At 60.0% G+C, this 21,024-nt stretch carries 21 protein-coding genes, 1 tRNA gene and 1 pseudogene; 11 read left to right on the forward strand and 12 right to left on the reverse strand.

The genetic code is table 11. The features are described from left to right. Nucleotides 1-265: 265 nt before the first annotated feature. A complete protein-coding gene (locus H4V98_RS00885) occupies nucleotides 266-2,743 on the forward strand; it encodes a bifunctional diguanylate cyclase/phosphodiesterase (RefSeq protein WP_196863417.1) in 2,478 nt (825 codons plus the stop codon). On the opposite strand, the gene H4V98_RS00890 is transcribed toward H4V98_RS00885, so the two are convergent. After that, on the reverse strand, nucleotides 2,740-3,480 hold the full coding sequence (locus H4V98_RS00890; RefSeq protein WP_196863418.1) for a YggS family pyridoxal phosphate-dependent enzyme: 741 nt from the start codon (nucleotides 3,478-3,480) through the stop codon (nucleotides 2,740-2,742). The genes H4V98_RS00885 and H4V98_RS00890 overlap by 4 nt on opposite strands. A 43-nt stretch (nucleotides 3,481-3,523) precedes the next feature. On the opposite strand from H4V98_RS00890, the gene H4V98_RS00895 reads away from it, so the two are divergent. The 4 genes and pseudogenes from H4V98_RS00895 to H4V98_RS00910 all read left to right on the forward strand — a co-directional run bounded on the left by H4V98_RS00895 (nucleotide 3,524) and on the right by H4V98_RS00910 (nucleotide 7,329). Next, entirely contained in the window at nucleotides 3,524-4,567 is a 1,044-nt protein-coding gene (locus H4V98_RS00895; RefSeq protein ID WP_196863419.1) for a type IV pilus twitching motility protein PilT, read from the forward strand. Nucleotides 4,568-4,606: 39 nt separating this feature from the next. Beyond that, nucleotides 4,607-5,222 (forward strand): annotated as a pseudogene (locus H4V98_RS00900) (cyclic nucleotide-binding domain-containing protein). 41 nt (nucleotides 5,223-5,263) lie between these two features. Beyond that, nucleotides 5,264-6,400: a PilT/PilU family type 4a pilus ATPase gene (locus tag H4V98_RS00905; protein ID WP_196863420.1), complete on the forward strand. Its 1,137-nt coding sequence runs from the start codon at nucleotides 5,264-5,266 to the stop codon at nucleotides 6,398-6,400. A 26-nt stretch (nucleotides 6,401-6,426) separates the two neighbouring features. Beyond that, the gene (locus H4V98_RS00910; protein WP_196863421.1) at nucleotides 6,427-7,329 is read left to right on the forward strand and encodes an NAD(P)-dependent oxidoreductase; all 903 of its coding nucleotides are present in this window, start codon (nucleotides 6,427-6,429) and stop codon (nucleotides 7,327-7,329) included. A gap of 78 nt (nucleotides 7,330-7,407) precedes the next feature. Here the strand turns inward: H4V98_RS00910 and H4V98_RS00915 are convergent, their stop codons facing one another. The 3 genes from H4V98_RS00915 to H4V98_RS00925 all read right to left on the reverse strand — a co-directional run bounded on the left by H4V98_RS00915 (nucleotide 7,408) and on the right by H4V98_RS00925 (nucleotide 9,251). Continuing rightward, nucleotides 7,408-8,070 carry a BON domain-containing protein gene (locus H4V98_RS00915; protein ID WP_196863422.1) on the reverse strand — a complete coding sequence of 221 codons (663 nt, stop codon included), beginning with the start codon at nucleotides 8,068-8,070 and terminating at the stop codon, nucleotides 7,408-7,410. After that, a complete protein-coding gene (locus H4V98_RS00920; RefSeq protein WP_196863423.1) occupies nucleotides 8,067-8,666 on the reverse strand; it encodes a phosphoheptose isomerase in 600 nt (199 codons plus the stop codon). Before H4V98_RS00920 ends, H4V98_RS00915 begins: the two co-directional genes overlap by 4 nt. Nucleotides 8,667-8,789: 123 nt before the next feature. Beyond that, nucleotides 8,790-9,251 (reverse strand): YraN family protein, encoded by a 462-nt coding sequence (locus tag H4V98_RS00925; protein WP_196863424.1) that lies wholly within the window; start codon nucleotides 9,249-9,251, stop codon nucleotides 8,790-8,792. A gap of 50 nt (nucleotides 9,252-9,301) precedes the next feature. Between H4V98_RS00925 and rsmI the strand changes: the two genes are divergently transcribed. Both rsmI and H4V98_RS00935 read left to right on the forward strand, forming a co-directional pair. Continuing rightward, a complete protein-coding gene (rsmI, locus tag H4V98_RS00930) occupies nucleotides 9,302-10,162 on the forward strand; it encodes a 16S rRNA (cytidine(1402)-2'-O)-methyltransferase (RefSeq protein WP_196863485.1) in 861 nt (286 codons plus the stop codon). After that, nucleotides 10,159-11,385: a multidrug effflux MFS transporter gene (locus tag H4V98_RS00935; RefSeq protein ID WP_196863425.1), complete on the forward strand. Its 1,227-nt coding sequence runs from the start codon at nucleotides 10,159-10,161 to the stop codon at nucleotides 11,383-11,385. Before rsmI ends, H4V98_RS00935 begins: the two co-directional genes overlap by 4 nt. Nucleotides 11,386-11,395: 10 nt before the next feature. On the opposite strand, the gene H4V98_RS00940 is transcribed toward H4V98_RS00935, so the two are convergent. Next, the gene (locus H4V98_RS00940) at nucleotides 11,396-11,875 is read right to left on the reverse strand and encodes a hypothetical protein (RefSeq protein ID WP_196863426.1); all 480 of its coding nucleotides are present in this window, start codon (nucleotides 11,873-11,875) and stop codon (nucleotides 11,396-11,398) included. Nucleotides 11,876-12,427: 552 nt separating this feature from the next. Here H4V98_RS00940 and H4V98_RS00945 point away from each other — a divergent pair. After that, entirely contained in the window at nucleotides 12,428-12,787 is a 360-nt protein-coding gene (locus H4V98_RS00945; protein WP_196863427.1) for a hypothetical protein, read from the forward strand. 175 nt (nucleotides 12,788-12,962) lie between these two features. Here the strand turns inward: H4V98_RS00945 and H4V98_RS00950 are convergent, their stop codons facing one another. Both H4V98_RS00950 and H4V98_RS00955 read right to left on the reverse strand, forming a co-directional pair. Continuing rightward, complete coding sequence (locus tag H4V98_RS00950) at nucleotides 12,963-13,340, reverse strand: hypothetical protein (RefSeq protein ID WP_280757227.1); 378 nt, start codon at nucleotides 13,338-13,340, stop codon at nucleotides 12,963-12,965. 16 nt (nucleotides 13,341-13,356) lie between these two features. After that, the gene (locus H4V98_RS00955; RefSeq protein ID WP_196863429.1) at nucleotides 13,357-14,328 is read right to left on the reverse strand and encodes a tripartite tricarboxylate transporter substrate binding protein; all 972 of its coding nucleotides are present in this window, start codon (nucleotides 14,326-14,328) and stop codon (nucleotides 13,357-13,359) included. Nucleotides 14,329-14,931: 603 nt separating this feature from the next. Between H4V98_RS00955 and H4V98_RS00960 the strand changes: the two genes are divergently transcribed. Further along, entirely contained in the window at nucleotides 14,932-15,249 is a 318-nt protein-coding gene (locus tag H4V98_RS00960; protein ID WP_196863486.1) for a high-potential iron-sulfur protein, read from the forward strand. A 483-nt stretch (nucleotides 15,250-15,732) separates the two neighbouring features. Here H4V98_RS00960 and H4V98_RS00965 read toward each other — a convergent pair whose 3' ends face one another. After that, on the reverse strand, nucleotides 15,733-16,170 hold the full coding sequence (locus H4V98_RS00965) for a universal stress protein (protein WP_196863430.1): 438 nt from the start codon (nucleotides 16,168-16,170) through the stop codon (nucleotides 15,733-15,735). 31 nt (nucleotides 16,171-16,201) lie between these two features. Continuing rightward, the gene (locus tag H4V98_RS00970) at nucleotides 16,202-16,408 is read right to left on the reverse strand and encodes a dodecin (RefSeq protein ID WP_196863431.1); all 207 of its coding nucleotides are present in this window, start codon (nucleotides 16,406-16,408) and stop codon (nucleotides 16,202-16,204) included. 251 nt (nucleotides 16,409-16,659) lie between these two features. Between H4V98_RS00970 and H4V98_RS00975 the strand changes: the two genes are divergently transcribed. Next, on the forward strand, nucleotides 16,660-17,598 hold the full coding sequence (locus tag H4V98_RS00975; protein WP_196863432.1) for a 2-hydroxyacid dehydrogenase: 939 nt from the start codon (nucleotides 16,660-16,662) through the stop codon (nucleotides 17,596-17,598). A 336-nt stretch (nucleotides 17,599-17,934) separates the two neighbouring features. Here the strand turns inward: H4V98_RS00975 and H4V98_RS00980 are convergent. Next, nucleotides 17,935-18,010, reverse strand: a tRNA-Arg gene (locus H4V98_RS00980). A gap of 197 nt (nucleotides 18,011-18,207) precedes the next feature. On the opposite strand from H4V98_RS00980, the gene H4V98_RS00985 reads away from it, so the two are divergent. Next, nucleotides 18,208-19,095 (forward strand): c-type cytochrome, encoded by an 888-nt coding sequence (locus H4V98_RS00985; protein ID WP_196863433.1) that lies wholly within the window; start codon nucleotides 18,208-18,210, stop codon nucleotides 19,093-19,095. Between the two features lie 100 nt (nucleotides 19,096-19,195). On the opposite strand, the gene H4V98_RS00990 is transcribed toward H4V98_RS00985, so the two are convergent. Together H4V98_RS00990 and H4V98_RS00995 are read right to left on the reverse strand one after the other, a co-directional pair. After that, nucleotides 19,196-19,756 carry a DUF2946 family protein gene (locus H4V98_RS00990; RefSeq protein WP_280757228.1) on the reverse strand — a complete coding sequence of 187 codons (561 nt, stop codon included), beginning with the start codon at nucleotides 19,754-19,756 and terminating at the stop codon, nucleotides 19,196-19,198. A 55-nt stretch (nucleotides 19,757-19,811) separates the two neighbouring features. Beyond that, nucleotides 19,812-21,017 carry an alpha/beta fold hydrolase gene (locus H4V98_RS00995; protein WP_231374717.1) on the reverse strand — a complete coding sequence of 402 codons (1,206 nt, stop codon included), beginning with the start codon at nucleotides 21,015-21,017 and terminating at the stop codon, nucleotides 19,812-19,814. Nucleotides 21,018-21,024 lie beyond the last annotated feature (7 nt).

Genomic DNA, 21,024 nt, shown 5'->3' on the forward strand with positions numbered 1-21,024 from the left:
GACCCTGCAATGCTGGGGTGCGGCCAAGGTATTGCGGTCATGCATGGGTCGAGCATTGAAAAAATCGACCGGCCAAGTGGGCGCACGGCTCAAAAAATGTATGCCTGCGAAGCCATGACTTTTGCACATAATCCGCATAGAGATGTTTTTACATGCAAGCGCATTGCCCAAATGCTGCCGCTCGGCAAAAGCCTGTCTATATTGGTGTCTGAGCGCCAGACAACCCTATTTGACTTCTTCCCGTGTCATTTTCATCAGGAGTTTCATGTCCCTAGCCTCTCAACAGGCCACCCACTTACTGGCGATGGCTGAGCGCGTTGCGCAGGCCGGCAGCTGGACGATGGAACTGAAAACCCCTCAATGGGTGTCCTGCTCGACGAAATTTTCGGCCATCATCGGTCTGCTGCCAGAGCGCCTGATCACGCGTGATGAACTCACCGCCCGGTTCTCGCCAGAGTGCCGGGACCGCGTCGGATGGCTGCTTCAGCAGTGCAGCCGGCATGGCACCGGTTTTGACGAAGAAATGCAGATCGACACACCGTCCAGCAGCAAATGGGTGCGCATCGTTTGCGAAGCGGTGCATAACAAGCGCGGCCAGGTCAAGAGTCTTCAGGGCATGCTGCAGGATATTTCAGAACGCAAGCAGGCCCAGCAGGAAACGCTTCATCCGGGCATGCGCCTGACCACGACGCTGTCCACCATCACCGACGCCTTTGTCATGCTGGACCGGCAATGCTGCTTTACCCACGTGAACCAGGCAAGCGAGCAGTTGCTGCGGCATGCCAGTACCGAATTGCTGGGCAAGGAAATCTGGGAGGTTCTGGTCAACGACAAGAACCAGCGCCTGCGTCAGGAACTGCAGCGGTCAATCGCCACCGGCCGGCAGCTTGAGTTCGAAGACTTCTACCCCGGACTGGGCAAGTGGCTGGAAGTGCGCGCCGGCCCCTTTGCCGAAGGGCTGGTGGTTTACTTTCGCGATGTGAGCAAGCGGCGCAAATCGCAGGAGCAGTTGATGCTGCTGGAAACCTGCGTGTCTCGGCTCAACGACATCGTGTTGATCGCCGAAGCCCAGCCTGCGCGCAAAAAAGTGCCTTACATCGTGTTCGTCAACCACGCTTTTGAACAGCACACGGGCTACAGCCGCCATGAGGTACTGGGCCAGACGCCGCACAGACTCCTGGGGTCAGGAGCAGCGCAGGACGAATTTGAACGCATGGCCAGAATGCTGGCGCGCAAGCGGCAGGCCCGCAGCGAACTGCTGATCTACCGCAAGAACGGCAGCTGCTTCTGGCTGGAACTGGAAATCGTTCAGGTCGCCGACACGGCGGATGACTTGGCGCACTGGGTCGCTGTCGGCCGGGACATCACCCAGCGCAAGGTTGCGGCCGATGCCATTCACCAGCTGGCCTTCTACGACCCGCTGACCAGCCTGCCAAACCGGCTGATGCTGCTGAACCGCCTGGAGCAGGTGATGTCTCAAAGCGTTGACCAGCGGCGCAACGGCGCACTGATGTTCATTGACGTGGACAAGCTCAAGGTGCTGAACGACACCCTGGGCCACCACAAGGGAGATATGCTTTTGCAGCAGGTTGCTGAACGGCTGGCGGGCTGCGTTGATGACACTGACACAGTGGCGCGGCTGGGAGGCGATGAATTCGTCGTGCTGCTCGAAGACCTGGGAAACAATGCAATCGAAGCTACCGTCAAGATCCGAAAGCTGGCCGAAACAGTGCTGGAGCATTTGCGTGAGCCTTTTGATCTGTCCGGCCACCAGCACTACACCACCTCCAGCATCGGCGTGACCTCTCTCTGTGGCCCGCATGACAGCGTGAGCGAGGTGCTCAAGCAGGCCGACCTGGCGATGTACCAGGCCAAAACCACCGGCCGCAATTCGGTGTGCTTTTTTGATCCCGAAATGCAGGCGGCGGTCAATGCCAATGCCGCTGTCAGCTCGGAATTGCACGCTGGCCTGCGCAAGAAAGAGTTTGTGCTGCATTACCAGCCCCAGGTTGACCGTCAGGGCTGCGTGACGGGTGTCGAGGCTTTGCTGCGCTGGCAGCATCCGAGACGCGGGCTGGTCATGCCAGCCGACTTTATCCCGATGGCCGAGGACAGCGGCCTGATTCTGCCGCTGGGCCAGTGGGCACTGGCAACCGCCTGCGAACAACTGGCTGCCTGGGCACACTGGCCACAGGCTGCCGGCTTGAGCATCGCGGTCAATGTCAGTGTGCGCCAGTTCCGGCATCCTGATTTTGTCGACCAGGTGATGGCCGAGATTCGGCGCACTGGTGTCAAGCCCGAGCGCCTGAAGCTCGAGCTCACCGAAACCTTGCTGGCTGACGGCATAGACATCACACTGGCGCGCATGGGAACGCTCAAGGCCTTGGGCGTGACACTGGCGCTTGACGATTTCGGGATGGGCTATTCGTCGCTGTCGGTCCTTAAGCGCCTGCCGCTGGACCAACTCAAGATCGACAAGAGCTTTGTCGCGGAAGTGCTGACCGACCGGACCGATGCCGCCATTTCCCGCACCATCATTACCCTGGCGCACAGCCTGAACCTGGAAGTGGTCGCCGAAGGCGTAGAAACCCAAGCCCAGCAAGACTTCCTGGTGGCACAGGGTTGCGACCAGTTTCAGGGTTTTTTGTTTTCGCAACCCCTGCCACTGGTGGAACTCGAAGCCTACCTCATGGAACCGGGTACGCAGCGAAAGACGTTGGCCGCCCCCTTGCTGTCTGGCTAGACAGGCCTCGGGCGCCCACCGAAGATCGCCGTTCCCACGCGCACCATCGTGCTGCCAGCGTGAATCGCGGCCTCCAGGTCCGCCGACATTCCCAGCGACAGCGTGTCCATTGGCAACGCCAGTACGCCAGAGGCATTTATTTGATCGAAAAGGTCTTTTGCTCTTGCGTGCAAAGCACAAGCAGCTACGAAATCAGTAGCAGGCTCAGGGATAGCCATCAGGCCGCGCAATACCAGGCGCGGGAGCAGCGCAACCTCCCGGGCAAGCGCCAGGGCCGCCTCGGGCGCCACGCCTGACTTGTTGGTGCCGCCATCGATGTTGACCTGGAGGCAGACCTGCAGTGCGGGCAGTTCGGCCGGGCGCTGCTCGCTCAGCCGCTGCGCGATCTTCAGCCGGTCCACCGACTGCACCCAGTCAAAATGCTCGGCCACCAGCCGTGTCTTATTGCTTTGGACTGGTCCGATGCAGTGCCATTCCAGGGCGTTGGCAGCTGTAAAAAGCTTCTGGTCAGCACCGGCCAGCGCACCGCGCAAAGCCTCGATTTTGCCCACGCCTTCGGCAATATAGTTCTCGCCAAAAGCTGTTTGGCCTGCCGCCATGGCCTCCATCACTGCATCGGCGCCAAAGGTTTTTGAAACTGCCAGCAAGCGCACACTGGAAGGATCGCGTCCGCAGGCCAGGCAGGCGGCATGAATTTGGTCATTGACAAGTTGGAGATGGTGGGCAATCGTGGTCATAATCCGACTGTAAGCTCAGATTCAACCTAGAGGATTTGCCGGAATGGATATTACGCAGTTGCTGGCCTTCAGCGTCAAAAACAAGGCATCCGATCTGCACCTGTCAGCCGGCCTTCCTCCGATGATCCGGGTCCATGGTGATGTTCGCCGCATCAACATTGATCCGCTGGACCACAAGGAAGTCCACGCCATGGTGTACGACATCATGAACGACACCCAGCGCAAACAGTACGAAGAATTCCTGGAAGTTGATTTCTCTTTCGAGATCGACGGCCTTGCGCGATTTCGGGTCAACGCCTTCAACCACAACCGCGGCGCCGGGGCGGTGCTGCGAACTATTCCTTCCAAAATCCTGACGCTGGAGCAACTGGGGGCACCAAAGATTTTTGGCGATCTGGCGCTCAAGCCGCGCGGCATGGTGCTGGTCACCGGTCCAACAGGCTCGGGCAAATCGACCACACTGGCGGCCATGGTCAACTACCTGAACGAAACGGAGTACGGCCATATCCTGACGGTCGAGGACCCGATCGAGTTTGTCCATGAGTCGAAGAAATGCCTGATTAACCAGCGTGAAGTTGGCCCGCACACGCTAAGCTTTGCTGCTGCGCTGAAGTCGGCCCTGCGCGAAGACCCGGACGCCATATTGGTGGGTGAAATGCGCGACCTGGAAACCATTCGTCTGGCCATGACGGCGGCGGAAACCGGCCACCTGGTGTTTGGCACACTGCACACGTCGAGCGCCGCCAAGACCATCGACCGGATCATCGACGTGTTTCCGGCTGAGGAAAAAGAAATGATCCGCTCGATGCTGTCCGAATCGTTGCAGGCAGTGATCTCGCAAACCCTGTGCAAGACCAAGGACGGCCAGGGCCGGGTGGCCGCGCATGAAATCATGCTGGGCACCAGTGCCATCCGCAATTTGATCCGTGAAGCCAAGGTGGCGCAGATGTATTCGTCGATTCAGACGGGGAACAGCCTGGGCATGCAGACGCTGGACCAGAACCTGACTGACCTGGTCAGGCGCAATGTCATTTCTGCTGCAGAAGCTCGCGGCAAGGCCAAGATTCCCGATAACTTTCCAGGCTAGAACCGCCCCCCCCCCCGTGTTCATCAGGAGAAATGCACCATGAAGGGCTTACCCGGACGGATCAGGCAAGCCACGCCAACCAGTTCCGGCGGCGACAGCCTTGTTGACACGGTTTTCTTTTCCCCCGCCTTTGCTGACCAGGGAATCGATGCGTCGTCCATGGTGCCTTGGGAAGCCCGGGCCAATGAGGTGGGCGCCAAGCGCTTGGCAGCGGGACGCGGCAGCAAATTGCTGGACAAACTGTGGAGCCCGGACAACCTTATGGCACGCTTGGGGCCAGATGCCTTGCAACGCCTGAAGGCATTCCTTGTCTTCGCTGCGCTTCCGGCCAATCAGGACGTGATTCGTCAGCACGAGTACGGCAACTCCATGCCGGTGTTGCTGAGTGGCAGCATTGCCATGGACCGCGAGCAGCCTTGGGGCGAGCGTCTGCACCTGACCGAAGCACGGCTGGGCGAAATGTCGCTGCTCGACAGCGGCCCGCGGTTTTCCGTTTGCTCCTCGCTGACTGATTGCGCTACTAAGCGCACAGAGGCTCGACGAAATGATGGGGACCGACCCTGCGCTGACGGCTTGCCTGATCGCCTTACTGGCCCGCAAGCTTTCGCGCCGCATGCGGGTCGTGAGCGCCCGGCTCAGCGAGCAGCAGAGCTAATCGGGTGCTCTCTCATCCGCTGACAACACACAGGAGAACGTATGGAACGAGACCAGGCCAGTAAATTCATCAACGACCTTCTGCGACTCATGGTCAACCGTGGCGGCAGCGACCTTTTCCTGACAGGAGAATTTCCGCCTGCCATCAAGGTTGATGGCAAACTGACCAAAGTGTCCTCCCAGCCGCTCAATGCCAGCCACACGCTGACGCTGGCACGCGCCATCATGAATGACAAGCAGGCGGCCGAGTTTGAGCGCACCAAGGAATGCAACTTTGCCATCTCGCCGCCCGGTATTGGCCGTTTTCGTATCAATGCCTTCATGCAGCAGGGCAAGGTCGGCATGGTGATACGCGTCATTCCAGCGATGCTTCCCACACTGGACGGCCTGGGTTTGCCGCCAGTACTGAAGGACGTGGTGATGGCCAAGCGGGGCTTGGTCATTCTGGTTGGCGCCACTGGTGCCGGAAAGTCAACCACCATGGCGGCCATGCTGGACTGGCGCAACGAGCAGTCCTACGGCCACATCCTGACGATTGAAGATCCGGTGGAGTTTGTCCATCCGCACAAAAACTGCGTGGTGACCCAGCGCGAGGTCGGACTCGATACAGACAGTTGGGCCTCGGCGCTGAAAAACTCGATGCGCCAGGCGCCTGACGTGATCGTGATGGGCGAGATCCGAGACCGTGAAAGCATGGAGCATGCGCTGGCTTTTTCAGAAACCGGCCATTTGTGCCTGGCCACGCTGCATGCCAACAGTGCCAACCAGGCGATGGACCGCATCATCAACTTTTTCCCGGAAGAGCGCCGCACGCAGTTGCTGATGGACCTGTCGCTCAATCTCAAGGCGGTGGTGTCCCAGCGCCTGGTCCCCCGGCAGGACAGCAAGGGGCGGTTTGCGGCAGTCGAGGTGATGCTCAATTCCCCGCTGATCTCCGACCTCATCTTCAAGGGTGATGTCAACGAGATCAAGGAAATCATGAAGAAAAGCCGCAACATGGGCATGCAGACCTTTGACCAGTCGCTGTTCGATGCTTTTGAAGGCAACCATATCCTGTATGAAGACGCCCTGCGCAACGCCGATTCGGTTAACGACCTTCGGCTGCAGATCAAGCTTTATTCGCAGCGTGCCAAGTCAACCGACCTGTCGGCTGGAACCGAACATTTTGCGATTGTGTGAATTTTTTAACCGCTTTATTGAACCCCATGACCATCCTCACGACCAAGCACTACGCGCCCTCCATTTCCTGCAGAGTCGCCTTTCTCGGGCTGGGCGTCATGGGTTACCCCATGGCCGGACATCTGGCGCTGGCGGGCCACGACGTCACGGTGTACAACCGCAGCGCCCCCAAGGCCCAGGGATGGCGCGATGAATTCAAGGGCGCTTCCGCCGCCATACCGCGCGAAGCCGCAGCGGGTGCAGACATGGTGTTTTGCTGCGTTGGCAACGACGACGACCTGCGCTCCGTCACGCTGGGCGCGGACGGCGCGTTTGCCGGCATGAAGCCGGGCGCCATCTTTGTCGACCACACCACGGCGTCAGCGACCGTTGCCTGCGAGCTTTACAGCGCGGCGAAAGCCATCGGCCTGCAGTTCATTGACGCACCGGTCTCGGGCGGCCAGGCTGGCGCTGAAAACGGCGCGCTCACGGTCATGTGCGGCGGCGATGCGGCGGCGTTTGATGCGGCCCGGCCGGTCGGCATGGCCTTTTCAAAAGCCTTCACCCTGATGGGCGAGGCAGGCGCTGGCCAGCTGACCAAAATGGTCAACCAGATCTGCATTGCCGGCTTGGTTCAGGGCCTGAGCGAAGCGGTGGCTTTTGGCCAGAAGGCCGGGCTTGACGTGAACCAGGTGTTAGAGGTGATTGGCAAGGGTGCTGCGCAAAGCTGGCAGCTCGACAACCGCGGCAAGACCATGGTCGACGACAAGTTTGACTTTGGCTTCGCGGTGGACTGGATGCGCAAGGACTTGGGTCTGGTGCTTGACGAAGCCAAGCGCAATGGCGCCCGGCTGCCAGTCACGGCGCTGGTGGACCAGTTTTATGCCGATGTGCAGGCAATGGGCGGCCAGCGCTGGGATACGTCCAGCCTGGTCAAACGACTGAGGTAACACTAAGCGGCTTCTTGCAGCGGCCCGGCTTGCCTGCGATGCGAAAAGGCAATGATCATTAACCCTTTCGCAAGCGACTCAGAGCTTCACGGAAGCGGCAGGCTGGGCATTTTTGGCTGGTACGGTTCCAATTCTCTGCAGCTCCTGCTCGCTGATGATTTCCAGAAGCCTGACGACTTTTTGCACACCCGGCGTACCGCGCACCACTTCCGTGGCACGGTCTGCTTCGCGCTGCGTGACACGGCCCATCAGGTACACCGTATTGCGTTCGGTCACGATCTTGAAGGCGTTCGACTGCAGTTCCCGTGCATCCAGCAGCATGGCCTTGATGCGGCCCGTCAGCAGCGTGTCGGCAGACCGGTCCATCAGCGACGGGCTGTTCAGGACCGCCAGTTCGTTGACCACCGATGCCACGCTTTCCACTGACTTGACCACCTCCTCGACGCGCTGCTTGTCCTGCAGGTTGGGCACCTCGCCGGTCAGCAGCACCTGGCGGTTGTAACTGGTGACGCTTGCGCGCACCCGGGTTCCGAGGTTGGAACGTATTTGATTGGCAGCCCGCAGCTCAATGGCTTCGTCGTCCAGCTGGGCACCGGAAGTCCGGCGGTCAACCGCCAGCAGCGTGCCGCCTACCATGGCGCCGCCCACCAGCAGCGGCCCCACGCAAGCCGACAACAGACTGGAGAGCACCACTGCCGTGCAGGCCATGCCGGCCATTCGTTTCATTGCACCATAGTTCATACCGAAGACTCCTGATCGCCAAGTAACTGGGTGTCCACACCATCGCAAATGCAGTGGATCACCAGGGAATGCACTTCCTGAATGCGGGCTGTGCGCTCATGCGGCACACAGATATGGACATCGGTTTCGCGCAGCGCCTGGTTCATTTTTCCACCGCCCCGTCCGGTCAGCGCCACCACCGTCATTTCGCGCTCGTGCGCCGCTTCGACGGCGGCCAGCACGTTGGCTGAATTGCCGCTGGTGCTGATGGCCAGCAGCACATCGCCGGCCACGCCAAGGGCGCGCACCTGCTTGGAAAAAATCACGCTGAAATCGTAATCATTGGCAATGGCGGTGATGATGGAGCTGTCGGTGGTCAGCGCAATGGCGCCAAGTTCGGGCCGCTCACGCTCGTAGCGACCGACGAATTCAGCCGCGAAGTGCTGGGCGTCGGCAGCCGAACCGCCGTTGCCACAGGCCAGGACCTTGTTGCCGCTGGTCACACTGGCCAGAATGGCATGCACTGCGGCGGCAACGGGTTTGGAGAGAATTTGCGCGGACTGGTATTTAAGGTCGGCACTGTCGATGAAGTGCTGTTCGATTCGTTGTTCAAGCATGAACGGATGATAGCGGGTCATGGCATGCCGCCCTGTCGATAAAGGCATACGGTTGGCATCGTGAAGGATTGGTTACAAATTACCATTCTCTACAGCGGCCGAATTTTCAGCAGCCGCCATGGATCAGGAGGCGTCGAATGCAGCGGGCAGCCATTCAATTTCTGGTCCTGGACCTTTTCCCGCGCACAGTGCCCCATGAACCAGCACCACGTCGAAGCGGCATGGCGGTGCACTGGCAAAACGCATCAAATAATGGCGTGCGGCAAAAATGATGCGGCGCTGCTTGGTGCTGCTGATGCTGGCGCCGGCACCGCCATGCGACGCATTTGCGCGTTGGCGGACCTCAACAAACACCAGGGTTCCGTCAGGCGCTCGCATGATCAGGTCAATCTCGCCGCCGCCGCGTCCCGGCGTCCGATAATTGGACTCGACCCACCGCAGGCCCGCCTTGGAAAGCCAGGCTTGCGCCGCCGCTTCGGCGGCGTCACCCCGGGACTTGGTGGTAACCTGCTTCGGCGCCGTCGCAGCACCACCCGCCACGTCCTGGGTGGGCAATTGATCCGCCTGTTTTCTGGAAAACCACATTGAACGCTTCTTTCGAACTGGCCCTGGACACGGCACGCGCCGCAGCAGGCATGCAGCATTATCCCGAGGCTACGCTGTATGTCGTGGCCACGCCCATCGGCAACCTGGCCGACATCACCCTGCGCGCACTGCATGTGCTGCAACTGGTGCAGGCCATTGCTTGCGAGGACAAGCGCCACACCCAGCCGCTGCTGCGCCAGTATGGCATTGACAAGCCGCTTCTGGCCGTGCACCAGCACAACGAGGCCGAAGCCGCGCAGGGCGTGGTGGAGCGATTGCAGCGCGGCGAACGCGTGGCCTATGTCAGCGACGCCGGAACGCCGGCTGTCAGCGACCCCGGTGCACGTCTGGTGGCGGCGGTACGGGCCGCCGGGTTCAAGGTGATGCCCTTGCCGGGCGCCAGCAGCGTCACGACTGTTCTCAGCGCGGCTGGCGTCACCCGCGCCGAAGGCAGCGCTGACAACGGAAGCAGTTTTGTATTTGCCGGTTTCCTGCCGACAAAGGCCGGCGAACGCGAGCAGGCCATCGAGTTGTTGCGGGCCGATTCGCGGGCCACGGTCATCCTTGAAGCGCCGCACCGCATCGAGGCACTGGCGCGCGCCATGGCGGTGTTGCAAGGCCGACTCGTCACGGTCGGGCGTGAACTGACCAAGCAGTTCGAGGAAATTGCGACCGTTCCAGCACAGGATTTAGCCGCCTGGCTGGATGCCGGGCCGCAGCGCACCCGGGGCGAGTTTGCCTTGGTACTGCATGCCTCGGTCCCACATGAAGGGCCGGATGACAGCACGCGGGTGCTCAAACTGCTGCTGGCCGAATTGCCGCTGAAAACCGCTGTCAAGCTTACCGCCGACATCACTGACGCGCCGCGCAACGAACTCTACGACACTGCCTTGAAGCTTAAAAACGAATGAATCCGAACGCTGACCAACTCTGGCGCGGCCCACGCTGGGCGCTGGCGGCCCTGCTGGCCGTGCTCGGCATGCTGGGGCCGTTTTCCATCGACACCTACCTGCCGGCATTTTCCGGCATGGCAACATCGCTGGGCGCGACCCCGGTGGAAATGCAGCAGACCCTGTCGGCTTACCTGTTTGGCTTTGCCTTCATGAACCTGTTTCATGGCGCGTTTGCCGACAGTTTTGGCCGCCGCCCGGTCGTGCTGTGGGGCATTGCCATGTTCACGCTGGCGTCGGCGGGTTGCGCCCTGTCGGAAAGCGTCGGCCAGCTGGTGTTTTTCCGCGCGATGCAGGGCCTGTCCACCGGCGCCGGCATTGTGGTGTCGCGCGCCGTGATACGCGACATGTTCCCGCCCGCGCAGGCGCAGCAGGTCATGAGCCAGGTCACGATCTACTTCGGCATTGCACCGGCGCTTGCCCCAATAGTCGGCGGCTGGCTGTTCGTGCACCTGGGCTGGCACAGTGTGTTCTGGTTTCTGACCGGGGTGGGCGTGGTGCTCTGGGTGACCAACTACCGCTATTTGCCGGAAACGCTGGAGCCCGAGGAGCGTCAGCCGTTTGAAGTGCGGCACCTGATGCGCGGCTACTGGCAGCTGGGGTCCAGCCCACGGTTTTTACTGCTGGCGCTGGCCAGCGGCGTGCCTTTCAATGGCATGTTCCTGTACGTGCTGGCAGCGCCTGCCTTCCTTGGCCAGCATCTGGCCCTGCAACCCACCCAGTTTTTCTGGTTCTTCATGCTGACCATCTCGGGCATCATGTCGGGCGCTTGGCTGAGCGGCCGCCTGGCCGGAAAAATTGCGCCCAAAAAGCAGATACGCCACGGGTTTGTCATCATGTTCGTGACGGCGGTTGTCAACCTGGTGGCCAATCTGTTTTTTGATGCCCATGTGGCATGGGCCATGTTTCCGATTGCCGTTTTCGCCTTTGGCTGGGCGCTGATGGTGCCCGTCGTCACGCTGCTGGTGCTGGACCTGTACCCGCAGCGGCGCGGCATGGCGTCTTCGCTGCAGGCTTTCATCGGCTCAACGGCCAATGGGCTGGTGGCCGGCATCATTGCACCCTTGGTCATGCATTCGACCCCAGCGCTGGCTGCCGTGTCGCTGGGCATGCTGTGCATCGGGCTGGTGTCCTGGGTCTACCTGCACCACCACTGGCCCGAAATTGGCCGTGCGGTGCAATAAGCCCGCAGGCTCAGTCGTCCTTCGTGACGGGGAATTCGACGCCCTGCCCAGTGCGCTGGACGCGGTTGCCGGCGTCCAGGTACACCCAGTAATACATGTCTTGCAGATTATCCCGCCAGCGGTAATTCATGATGTCGCCGGACCACGACGCTACCGCGTCAATCCGTGCCGGCGGGCCGAACTCGCGCTCCACATCGTCGCGTGTCCACTTTCCAGGTTCGATGCGCAAGAATTCATTCAGCTTGAGCGCCTCCCGCACATCCACCACCTTGCCAGCCGCATCCAGGTCAACCATCACGGCACTCTGGCCGGCAGGCTGCCTCGAATACTGCAGGCGGGTTCCCGCTGCCAGTGGCACAACCCGGGTCGGCGTGCCGTAACTGGCCAGCACCTGTTCACGCGACATGCCCGGCTGCACGGGTGAGAAAGCACAGCCGGCCGCCACGACTGCCACGGCAGCCAGGCCGACAAAGTTCTTGAGAATTTTCATGATGCACTCCTGAGGCATAAAGCGCTTGCGGGTCTGACGGTTGAAGCCTGTTGCATTCCCGTTTTAGGAAAATTCAAACAAACCCACCACGGCCTTCAGTCTGTCAGGAATCCCCAAACGCGGGTTTTCCTTGGGGTTCTTATGGGGTTTTCCCCGTGCCCCAGAGGTGGACATGCCGGGCAATCGAAGTCTCAATACGCAAAGGCACGAAGCTCGACAGCAGAGCGTTTGTGCGCCCAGGATTCAGTCCTGTGTCTGGGCTGGCCGCCCTTGACAACAACGACAGGAGAACTTGTTCATGGACATCATTTCGCCTGACCTGCTGGTGCTGCGGCGCCTTTACCATTGGGAAAAAACCATCCCACAGAGTATCAGCCTGACACAGCCCATGGAGGACAGAAAAATCCGGGATCACTCCAGGGACGAGGTGGCCGACCCGGTGCGCCGCATGGCTGCGCACCGGCATGCGGCTTTGGTTTGCAAAGTCGCTCGACACCTTTACCGCGGACCTGCAGCACGCCCCGCCTACCATCTTTTTCTCGGTTCCACCGGTTGTGGCTCAAGTTCAAGCAGGGCGTACACCACAAGATGCCGCCGGCCAGGCTCCAGCTGCTGCTGTCGATTCCGGTGATTGGCGGGCTGGTGCAAAAAAGGTGCTCAATCCCGAAGCCGCTAGGCGCGCACACGGCACTGAAAAGTTCGCTGGCGGACCACTTGCAGGCCGTCAACGCCACGCTGGACCCGCGCGAGCAGTTGCAATGCATCATCATCGTGACCACCGCCTGGACCGTGGACAATGGCATCATCACGCCGACCTTCAGGGTCAAGCGCCACCGCATTGAGGAGATTTATGCGGCCAATTACGAACGCTGGGAAGCCTCGGGCAAAAAGATGATCTGGCAGGCCGACTGAACGCAGTTTGGAAAGCTTGTGGTGCCAAATCACCGGGCTCGCGCCTCTTGGCGCGCAAGACAATCAAGGCGATGAATACTTTTGCTACTTAATTAATAGCTGCCCACGCAAGCTGTACCTGCACAAGCAGCCTTTTCAACACACCAAATCACTGACTGGCCAAAATCCGTAAGCGCTAAACCACCCGTTCCGGTGTCACTTCACGAACACGGTGGTCAACGTAGTAGCCGCCGTACTCGGTATACCTCAGCAGGGTCCGGCCACACCGGTTACAGGCATAGGCGTCGCAGCGGTTGCAGGGAAAAAACTTCAGGGCCAGCGGCGCTTCCAGCGAAGCGTAGCGCGTGCCGTCGGGGTGAAGTTCTTCCAGGGTCGGCTCGTCAATCGCCGGGTCGCGCAAGGTTCCCAAGCGCTGGACCCACTGGCCCGGCCAGCGGTCTTCTGTAAAGCTTTCCCAGCTTGGACAAGCGCCCAGCGCGCAGGTGCAGGACGAAGCAGCGCGGCCGGTGCAGGCCTGCCGCAGCGTCTCAGCATCAAGCAATTCGGAACTCATGGCGCCTGTCTGCCCTTCAGTCCACCGTGGCGCCAGAAGCCTTAACCACGCCGGTCCATTTTTTCGTGTCTGCCGCAATGAAATTCTTGAATGCCAGCGGCGTCATGTCCATCGGTTCTGCGCCCAGGGCAAACAGACGCGCCTTGGTGTCGGTCGAAGCCAGGATGGTGCGAATTTCCTTGTTCATGCGGTCGACAATCTCAACCGGAATACCGGCCGGGCCCAGAACACCGTACCAGGGCTGCGCATCGAAGCCCTTGAGTCCCAGTTCGGCAACGGTTGGAATGTCGGGAAATGCCGCCGAGCGCTTGGCGCTGGTCACCGCCAGCACGTTGAGATTTCCAGCTTTGACCTGCGGCATGATGGGTACAGGATTCTCGAAAGTCATGGGAACCTGGCCACCTACAAGGTCGTTCAACGCCGGACCCGACCCCTTGTAGGGAATGTGCTGGATCTTGACGCCGGCTTGCACATTGAACATTTCCCCGATGATGTGCTGTGGCGTGCCAGAGCCAGCCGAGGCATAGGCCAGATTGCCGGCTTTGGCCTTGGCAATGATGTCCTTGACGCTCGTCAGCCCCGACTTGGCGTTGACCGCAATGACAAACGCGGCGTTGGCAACCGGCGCCACTGCAGTGAAATCAGTGTTCGGCTGATAAGGCAGTTTCGGATACAACGACGGCGCAATCACCAGCGGGCCACTCGCGGCCAGCAAAAACGTGTAGCCATCAGGTTTGGACTTGGACACATAGTCGGTGCCGATATTGCCGCCAGCGCCGCCCTTGTTCTCGACGATGACGGTCTGTCCCAGAACACCCTGAAGTTTGGAAGCCAGCATCCGCGCCAACATGTCAGTGGTGCCGCCCGGTGCATAAGGGGAAACCAGCGTGATGGTCTTGGTGGGCCAGGCAGCCTGTGCGGCCGCGAACATTGGTGACAGGGATAAGGCAATCAGTGCGGGAACGGTACGTAGAAAATGTCTCTTCATGGCGAAAGCCCTTATTAGTGTGAGGAAATGACCAATTACCCAGTCGTCATGCGAGAAAGGAATTGTCTCCAGGGTGACATCGCATGTTACCAAGTTGTAGGCTAAGCATAGCCTTACTTCAAAATCAGAATATCGGCATTGTCTTCAACTCTTCAGAATCAGTTTGTTTCAAACCAGGTTTATGCACCCCCCAGTTTGCGAGAAAAAAGGCTGACACGGTGCCCTCCTGGCGATTCGCAATTCGGGAGAATCATTTTTTATTCACTTATTCGACATAGATGATTTGCTATCTATTCAGAAGAAGCAGCAAGAAAATTCCTGGCTATCAATTTAAAAAATAGGTCCGGGCCGCAAATCTGGCAAAAGTTTGCACAGACCTGTTGCGCTGGATCACAGGAACGCGCTTGTCTGCCAGCAGTTTTCAGGGCGTGGCTGTAAACTTGATTTGCCTATATTGGCTGGAGAACCATGACGCGGCGAGGTCTTGTGGTGTTGGTTTCAATTCTTTGGAAACCGGTGCTGCTTGAGCGATGCCTTGCCGATGCGGCAATTCATTTTTTACCGTATCGGATCAGGTTCAATTCAATAAAATCGAGAACCCACATGAAATCAAATCGTAGAACCTTTGTCATTCATTCCATTGCAGGTGCGGGCTTGCTGGCTTCGACCCGTCTGGTTCAGGCGCAGGCCGCCGCGCCACTGGTTGTGGAAACCGAACCACAGGCAGTTGCCTTGGGTTACAAAAGCGACACCACCAAGGTGGACAAGGCGAAGTACCCAAAACACGCCAACGAGCAGAACTGCGCCAACTGCGCGCTGTACCAAGGCAAGCCAACCGATGCAGCGGGCGGTTGCCCTTTGTTTGCCGGCAAGCAGGTTTCTGCCAAAGCCTGGTGCAGCGCCTGGGCGAAGAAAGCCTAAAGAACCCAAGGTCTGGCGTGACGCACGCCTTTTCGCAGTCCGGCGCTTTTCGGGCTGCGCCTTGGGTTCAGCAAAACATCAAGGCAATCAGTGCGGCGTCTTCCCCCAGGTTGAGCAACGCATACCCTGCCATCCGGAAAACCCAGTAAGCGACGGTATCAAGGTAAAAAATCGAATTCATTTGGATTGAAAAGCAGTCAACAGAACAAGGATTCTGGCTGCATTTCCTGACAATCGACACAACGGATTCGTTTAGGCATTAAAAAAGGCTTTTGCGCAATCCTGGAAAGCGAATTATGCTATTAATTGAATAGCAAAAAGCTATTTTCAGCTTGCCGCATAACGACAAGGTGCCCTGTTGATTACGCGCTGGCTTGGCCGATTGACAAAGGCGCGCTGTATCCCCTGCATACCGCTGGTCGCCATTTTCGGCCTTGTGCTGCCCTGAGCGGCAAAGTGCTCGCTGGCCCTGCTGCACGCTATTTAATGCGTGATAACCACAAGCACGCTACAGGGCGACTGTTCAATCAGGGTCTTGGAAACAGAGCCCCGCCACCAGCGGGCGGCCCATCCCTCCAGATGCTTGTGACCCACCACGATCAGGTCAGCCTTGATTTGGCGCGCACAATGGGTAATTTCACCCACGGCATCCCCGGTCACGACATGCCCGCTGGCTTTCAGGCCAGCATCGCCCAGCTTGCGCAGGCCGGTGTCAAGAATGGCCTGATAACGTTCCTTCTCGCTGTCCTGCAGCGATTCGTCGTAAATGCTGCCTTCAAGCCCGAGGTTGTTCAACGGCAGCGGCATGACGGCAATCAGCGCCAGTTCCGAGCCGCTCCACTGCGCAATTTCATGGCAATCCAGCAAGGCCTGCTGCCCGGGAGCAGAGCCGTCATAAGCCAGCAGAATTCGTTGGTACATGGCAGGTTCCAGGAAAGGGTGGACTGAACGACTAATCGAGCGTGAAACCGATTTTCAGGGAAACCTGCCAGTGCGCGACCTTGCCCTCGACCACATGGCCCCGGGTTTCAGTGATGGTGAACCACTGGATATTGCGCACCGTTTCATGCGCCTTGGCAATGGCGGTGCTCACGGCTTCTTCTATGCTGACACTTGACGAGCCGGTCAGTTCCAGTTGCTTGTAAACATGGTTGTTCATGGTGTGTCTCCCTCAAAAGTTGTTAGGCGATATGACGTTTCATCTTACGCGTTTGCATTGAGACGCCAAACGCAACGTCAACAGACACAATGCGGTCATTCTTTGGTGAAGCAGGCCGTTCAACTTCCCCGGGCCGGTGGCATGTGGATTTTTTCCGGCTGAAAGTTGGCCTCAGTCCAACGTAGCCGACGCGTTTCCAACGACGTGCCAAACTGATGGGCTTAAAAATCATTTTCAGGAGTTTCACGCGCATGTCCGACAAAATTCCCTTGCTGGTGCTCAACACGCATTCAAGCGAACACCAATCGGTGCTGTCCGAGCTATATGACCTGATTTACGCACCGACCGATGGCGAACGCACCGCAGCGATCGCCACGCACGGCGCGAAGTTTCGCGCCGTGCTAACCATTGGCGTTCTGGGTCTGACAGGGCAGGAAATGGCCGCCATGCCGGCGCTCGAACTCATCTGCTGCATGGGCGCGGGGTACGAGCTGGTCGATCTGGATGCGGCGCGGGCACGCGGCATTGCCGTGGCCAATGGCCAGGGCACCAACGACAACTGCGTGGCCGACCATGCCTTCGGTCTTGTCATCGCCGCGGTGCGCAACTTCCGGCAACTTGACCGCCTTTGCCGCGAAGGCGTGTGGCGTCTGGCCATTCCCCAGCCGCCCAATGTCTCTGGCAAGCGCATCGGAATCCTCGGCCTGGGCACCATCGGGCAGAAGATAGCCAGGCGCGCGGGCGCTTTCGACATGCCTGTCGGTTACCACAACCGCAGTCCCAAAGCAGGTGTTGCGCATCGCTACTTCGACAGCCTAGTCGGGCTGGCGCAATGGTGCGATGTGCTGGTGTGCGCCGCCCCGGGCGGCGAAGCCTCCCGGCATCTCGTCAACGCCCAAGTGCTTGATGCACTGGGCCCCCAAGGCTTTCTGGTGAACATCGGCCGGGGCAGCGTGGTCGATACCGAAGCGCTGGCTACGGCCCTGCGCGATGGCCGCATCGCCGGTGCCGGCCTGGACGTTTACGAAAGCGAACCGGGACGCCCCGAGGCACTCATCGGCTTGGACAACGTGATCCTCACGCCCCACCTGGCCGGCTGGTCCCCCGAAGCGACACAAGCGTCCTTTGACCGTTTTCTTGAAAACGCCAAAGGCCATTTTTCCGGCCACGGGGTGGTCAGCCCCATCTGAGCGAAGGCCTCGGTAGCTGGTTGACTTGAACCATCCAGCGTCCATGAAACTCGCGGCGGTTCACAGCGACAACACAAAGCCCTCCTCTTTTGCCTTGTTCCGGGCACGACCGGATCAAAACAAAAACAGATGCTCGGAACAAAAGGCGGTTGCCATTGGCTGGCTGGGAGACCTCAGGGCCAAAGTCACCGGCGTCGCCTAATGCTGCCCCTGATACAGAACAAGGCCAGAACAAGCCAGACTCGCCCACCACCAGAAATCGACCAGAAACAAAAACGCCAACCGGGGTGGTTGGCGTGATGGTAAGGAAACTCAAGGGTTTCCGGGTGTCTGAAATGGTGCGGCTGGCGGGGATCGAACCCACGACCCTTGGCTTCGGAGGCCAATACTCTATCCACTGAGCTACAGCCGCAATGCTGAAAACCGATTTTCGCCAAAATCGAGAGATTAAGGCGGCTGGCCGGTCAGGCTTTGGCAAGCAAAACCGGGCACAACCGCTGATTCTATCAGTCGGTCCGAACCACGTCAGGATTTCCATGGCCGCCGCTATAATGCAAGCCTACTGAAGCAGCCTGCAACAGCCCCCGACTTTCTGTTTTTGAGGACGCCATGAGCGCAAACGATCACACCACGGCCCATGAAGAAGCCCACATGGGACCGATCAAAACCCCCCAGCAGCTGCTGGCCGCGGTTTTTTTCTCTTTTGTTGTTCCGATTTTTGCAATCATTGGCCTGGTTTACTACGTCACCTCGGCCAACAAGCCCATGGCCGGCGCCGATGATGGTGGCCGCGCCATTGCCGAGCGCATCCAGAAAATCGGCATGGTTGAAATTCGCGATGCAAACCGTCCCCTTCGCGCAGGCGAAGAGGTCTACAAAGCCCAATGTGTTGCCTGCCATGCAGCGGGCGTCGCAGGCGCTCCGAAATTCGGCGATGTCTCAGCCTGGGCATCCCGTATTGCCACCGGCTACGACGCACTGCTGAATTCAGCACTCAAAGGCAAAGGGGCCATGGCAGCGCAGGGCGGCGGCGACTTTCAGGACGCTGAAATCGGCCGCGCCGTGGTGTACATGACAGCCGCTGCAGGCGGCAAGTTTGCAGAGCCCGCCGCGCCTGCAGCAGGTGCTGCAGATGCGTCCGCTGCAGCAGCGGCTCCGGCCATGCCAGCGGCGCCTGCCGCAGTGGTTGCAGCCGCTCCCGCAGCGCCTGCAATGGCCACGGCACCGGCCGCACCCGTCCAAGTGGCAGCCGTCGATTTGGGCGCTGGCGAAACGCTGTACAAGCAGGCCTGCGTGGCGTGCCATGCGGCTGGCGTGGCTGGCGCGCCAAAGTTCGGCGACAAGGCAGCCTGGGCACCGCGTATCCAGACCGGCATTGAGGCCCTGACCACCAGCGTCATCAAGGGAAAGGGCGCGATGCCCCCCAAGGGCGGCTCTGCCGGTTCGGACGCAGATATCCATTCTGCGGTGGTCTACATGGTGAACGCTGCTAAATAAGCGCAAACTCAGAATTTAAAAAAAGCCGGTCATTGACCGGCTTTTTTCGTAAAAATTCGATAAAAAAGGCTACTTTCGCAGGCCGCACAAGTATGTACTGCTATTTTTTTTGCATAGCCTGGGGACTGCAGGCGTAGCCAAACCGCGCTGGCAAGGCGCTCGCTTGCAGTTCCTGCGGCACCCACAAGCCCTGAACCACCGCATCGGCAGCATGCGTCATGTCCTGGGTATGAACCAGGCCGAAGCCGAGATCGGTTTCCAGGTAAAGCCGGCCCTCCTCGTCAAGCACGCAACGCTGGACGCGCGCGGCCTGGCCGGTGTGCGCGGTCACGCCAAACTCTGGCGCCGGGTGCACGCGCCAGATGAAGGGCGTGGCTTCAAGCTCCACGTACACGCGTTGCGGCCCGTTCTGGAAAAACCAGCGACCGGTGGCGTCGCTTTCGTAATTGCGCTGGATGAAGTCAATCAGCTTTTCGTGCTGCAGCAACGAGCCTTTGCTGTCGGCGTGGCTGTCGCCCTTATTTTCTGGCGCAAACGGCCCGGCAGCCTGCGCTTGGTCGTCGCGCATGTACCAGTTGCCGCGTGCGTCCAGCCCGAGCCAGCCATAGCAGTCGGGAACGTTGGGCCACTTGGCAATCGCTTGTCGAACAATGTCATCCATGGCCTTATTTTGCGCTGCTTTGCCAGCCCCTGGCATTTCAGGGCGATAGGGAAGCCTAAAGCTGCGCGGCCAGAAAATCCACCACGGCCTCGGGCATGGCGCGCACATGCGCTGGAAAACCCGATGACGGAAAGCCGACATGTCCGCCCTGCGCTGGCTGCCACAGCGTCACGTCGGGACTGACATCAACCCTCCGGGGCAGGCTGCCGACCGGAATGAACGGGTCGTTCAAGGCATTCAGCGCCAGCGCGGGAACGGCAATCTGGCGCAAATACGGTTTGGCCGAGGCACGCGCCCAATAGTCGTCCACGCCCTTGAAACCATGCACCGGGCCGGTGAAAATGTTGTCGAACGCATACAAATCGCGGGCTGCCAGCAACGCCGTGCGGTCGAACAGGCCGGGGTGCTGGGCCAGCTTTTGCAGGGCTTTTGGCCGCATGCTCTTGAGGAACATGCGGGTGTAGACCTGCCGATTGAAGCCGCGCCCGATGGCCCGGCCGCTGGCGGTCAGGTCCAGCGGCGCGCTGATCGAAGCGATGGCTGCCACCACCTGGCGGGCGTTATGGCCCATCTCGCCGGCCCAGCGCATCAGCGCATTGCCGCCCAGCGACACACCTGCTGCCAGCACCGGCCCGTGGTGCCGGTCGGCAAAGCGCCGGAGGATCCAGTCAATCTCGGCATAATCGCCCGAGTGGTAGGCGCGCGGCGCCAAATTCATTTCGCCCGAGCAGCCACGAAAATGTGGCACGGCAAAGGCCCAGCCCCGGCAGCCAGCCACGTCGGCAAAGGCTTGGGCATAGTGGCTGCCAGAAGAACCCTCCAGCCCGTGAAACAGCACCAGCAGCGGTTGTTCCGATGCCTTTTCGGGGCGTACCGAAGCACGCGCATCAGGACCGTTCAAGCCAGGGCCGCAGAATCGGCTTTGCGGAGCTGCAGGCGCAGCGGCCCCAGCCGCTTCACCAGCCAAGTTCCGGCCGCGGGACTGGCTTTGCCAGACCGCAGGCGGGGTGACCCCCTCGGGGGGCAGGAAGCTACACGAAGTGAGCGACCGTGGGGGCGCAACATTCAGCAGCGAACCACGCGCAGCGGGGAGCGTGGGAGCTTGAACACTCCAGTCCACATCGACAAAGTCGCCGTCCGGCGTAGCCCAGCGTTCGCGCTGGAACACGGGCGCCAACCCGGCAAAACGCCGGGCGTGCAGGGCCGCCCAGATGGTCTGCATGTTCCCCTCGGGCAGCCACCAGGGCGCGCCGTAGTTCATGTCCGCG

Origin of the sequence: Polaromonas sp. CG_23.6, assembly GCF_029892315.1 — a bacterium.
Taxonomy (GTDB): domain Bacteria; phylum Pseudomonadota; class Gammaproteobacteria; order Burkholderiales; family Burkholderiaceae_C; genus Polaromonas.

Bases quoted from the DNA above. Each gene is read 5' to 3' on its own strand.
- H4V98_RS00960 (WP_196863486.1), top strand. From the start codon at position 14,932: ATGAAATCAAATCGTAGAACCTTTGTCATTCATTCCATTGCAGGTGCG.
- H4V98_RS00950 (WP_280757227.1), bottom strand. From the start codon at position 13,340: ATGAGTTCCGAATTGCTTGATGCTGAGACGCTGCGGCAGGCCTGCACC.
- rsmI (WP_196863485.1), top strand. From the start codon at position 9,302: ATGCAGCATTATCCCGAGGCTACGCTGTATGTCGTGGCCACGCCCATC.
- H4V98_RS00940 (WP_196863426.1), bottom strand. From the start codon at position 11,875: ATGAAAATTCTCAAGAACTTTGTCGGCCTGGCTGCCGTGGCAGTCGTG.
- H4V98_RS00920 (WP_196863423.1), bottom strand. From the start codon at position 8,666: ATGCTTGAACAACGAATCGAACAGCACTTCATCGACAGTGCCGACCTT.
- H4V98_RS00935 (WP_196863425.1), top strand. From the start codon at position 10,159: ATGAATCCGAACGCTGACCAACTCTGGCGCGGCCCACGCTGGGCGCTG.
- H4V98_RS00955 (WP_196863429.1), bottom strand. From the start codon at position 14,328: ATGAAGAGACATTTTCTACGTACCGTTCCCGCACTGATTGCCTTATCC.
- H4V98_RS00970 (WP_196863431.1), bottom strand. From the start codon at position 16,408: ATGAACAACCATGTTTACAAGCAACTGGAACTGACCGGCTCGTCAAGT.
- H4V98_RS00995 (WP_231374717.1), bottom strand. From the start codon at position 21,017: ATGAACTACGGCGCGCCCTGGTGGCTGCCCGAGGGGAACATGCAGACC.
- H4V98_RS00990 (WP_280757228.1), bottom strand. From the start codon at position 19,756: ATGGATGACATTGTTCGACAAGCGATTGCCAAGTGGCCCAACGTTCCC.
- H4V98_RS00885 (WP_196863417.1), top strand. From the start codon at position 266: ATGTCCCTAGCCTCTCAACAGGCCACCCACTTACTGGCGATGGCTGAG.
- H4V98_RS00890 (WP_196863418.1), bottom strand. From the start codon at position 3,480: ATGACCACGATTGCCCACCATCTCCAACTTGTCAATGACCAAATTCAT.
- H4V98_RS00975 (WP_196863432.1), top strand. From the start codon at position 16,660: ATGTCCGACAAAATTCCCTTGCTGGTGCTCAACACGCATTCAAGCGAA.
- H4V98_RS00895 (WP_196863419.1), top strand. From the start codon at position 3,524: ATGGATATTACGCAGTTGCTGGCCTTCAGCGTCAAAAACAAGGCATCC.
- H4V98_RS00910 (WP_196863421.1), top strand. From the start codon at position 6,427: ATGACCATCCTCACGACCAAGCACTACGCGCCCTCCATTTCCTGCAGA.
- H4V98_RS00915 (WP_196863422.1), bottom strand. From the start codon at position 8,070: ATGAACTATGGTGCAATGAAACGAATGGCCGGCATGGCCTGCACGGCA.
- H4V98_RS00985 (WP_196863433.1), top strand. From the start codon at position 18,208: ATGAGCGCAAACGATCACACCACGGCCCATGAAGAAGCCCACATGGGA.
- H4V98_RS00965 (WP_196863430.1), bottom strand. From the start codon at position 16,170: ATGTACCAACGAATTCTGCTGGCTTATGACGGCTCTGCTCCCGGGCAG.
- H4V98_RS00905 (WP_196863420.1), top strand. From the start codon at position 5,264: ATGGAACGAGACCAGGCCAGTAAATTCATCAACGACCTTCTGCGACTC.
- H4V98_RS00925 (WP_196863424.1), bottom strand. From the start codon at position 9,251: ATGTGGTTTTCCAGAAAACAGGCGGATCAATTGCCCACCCAGGACGTG.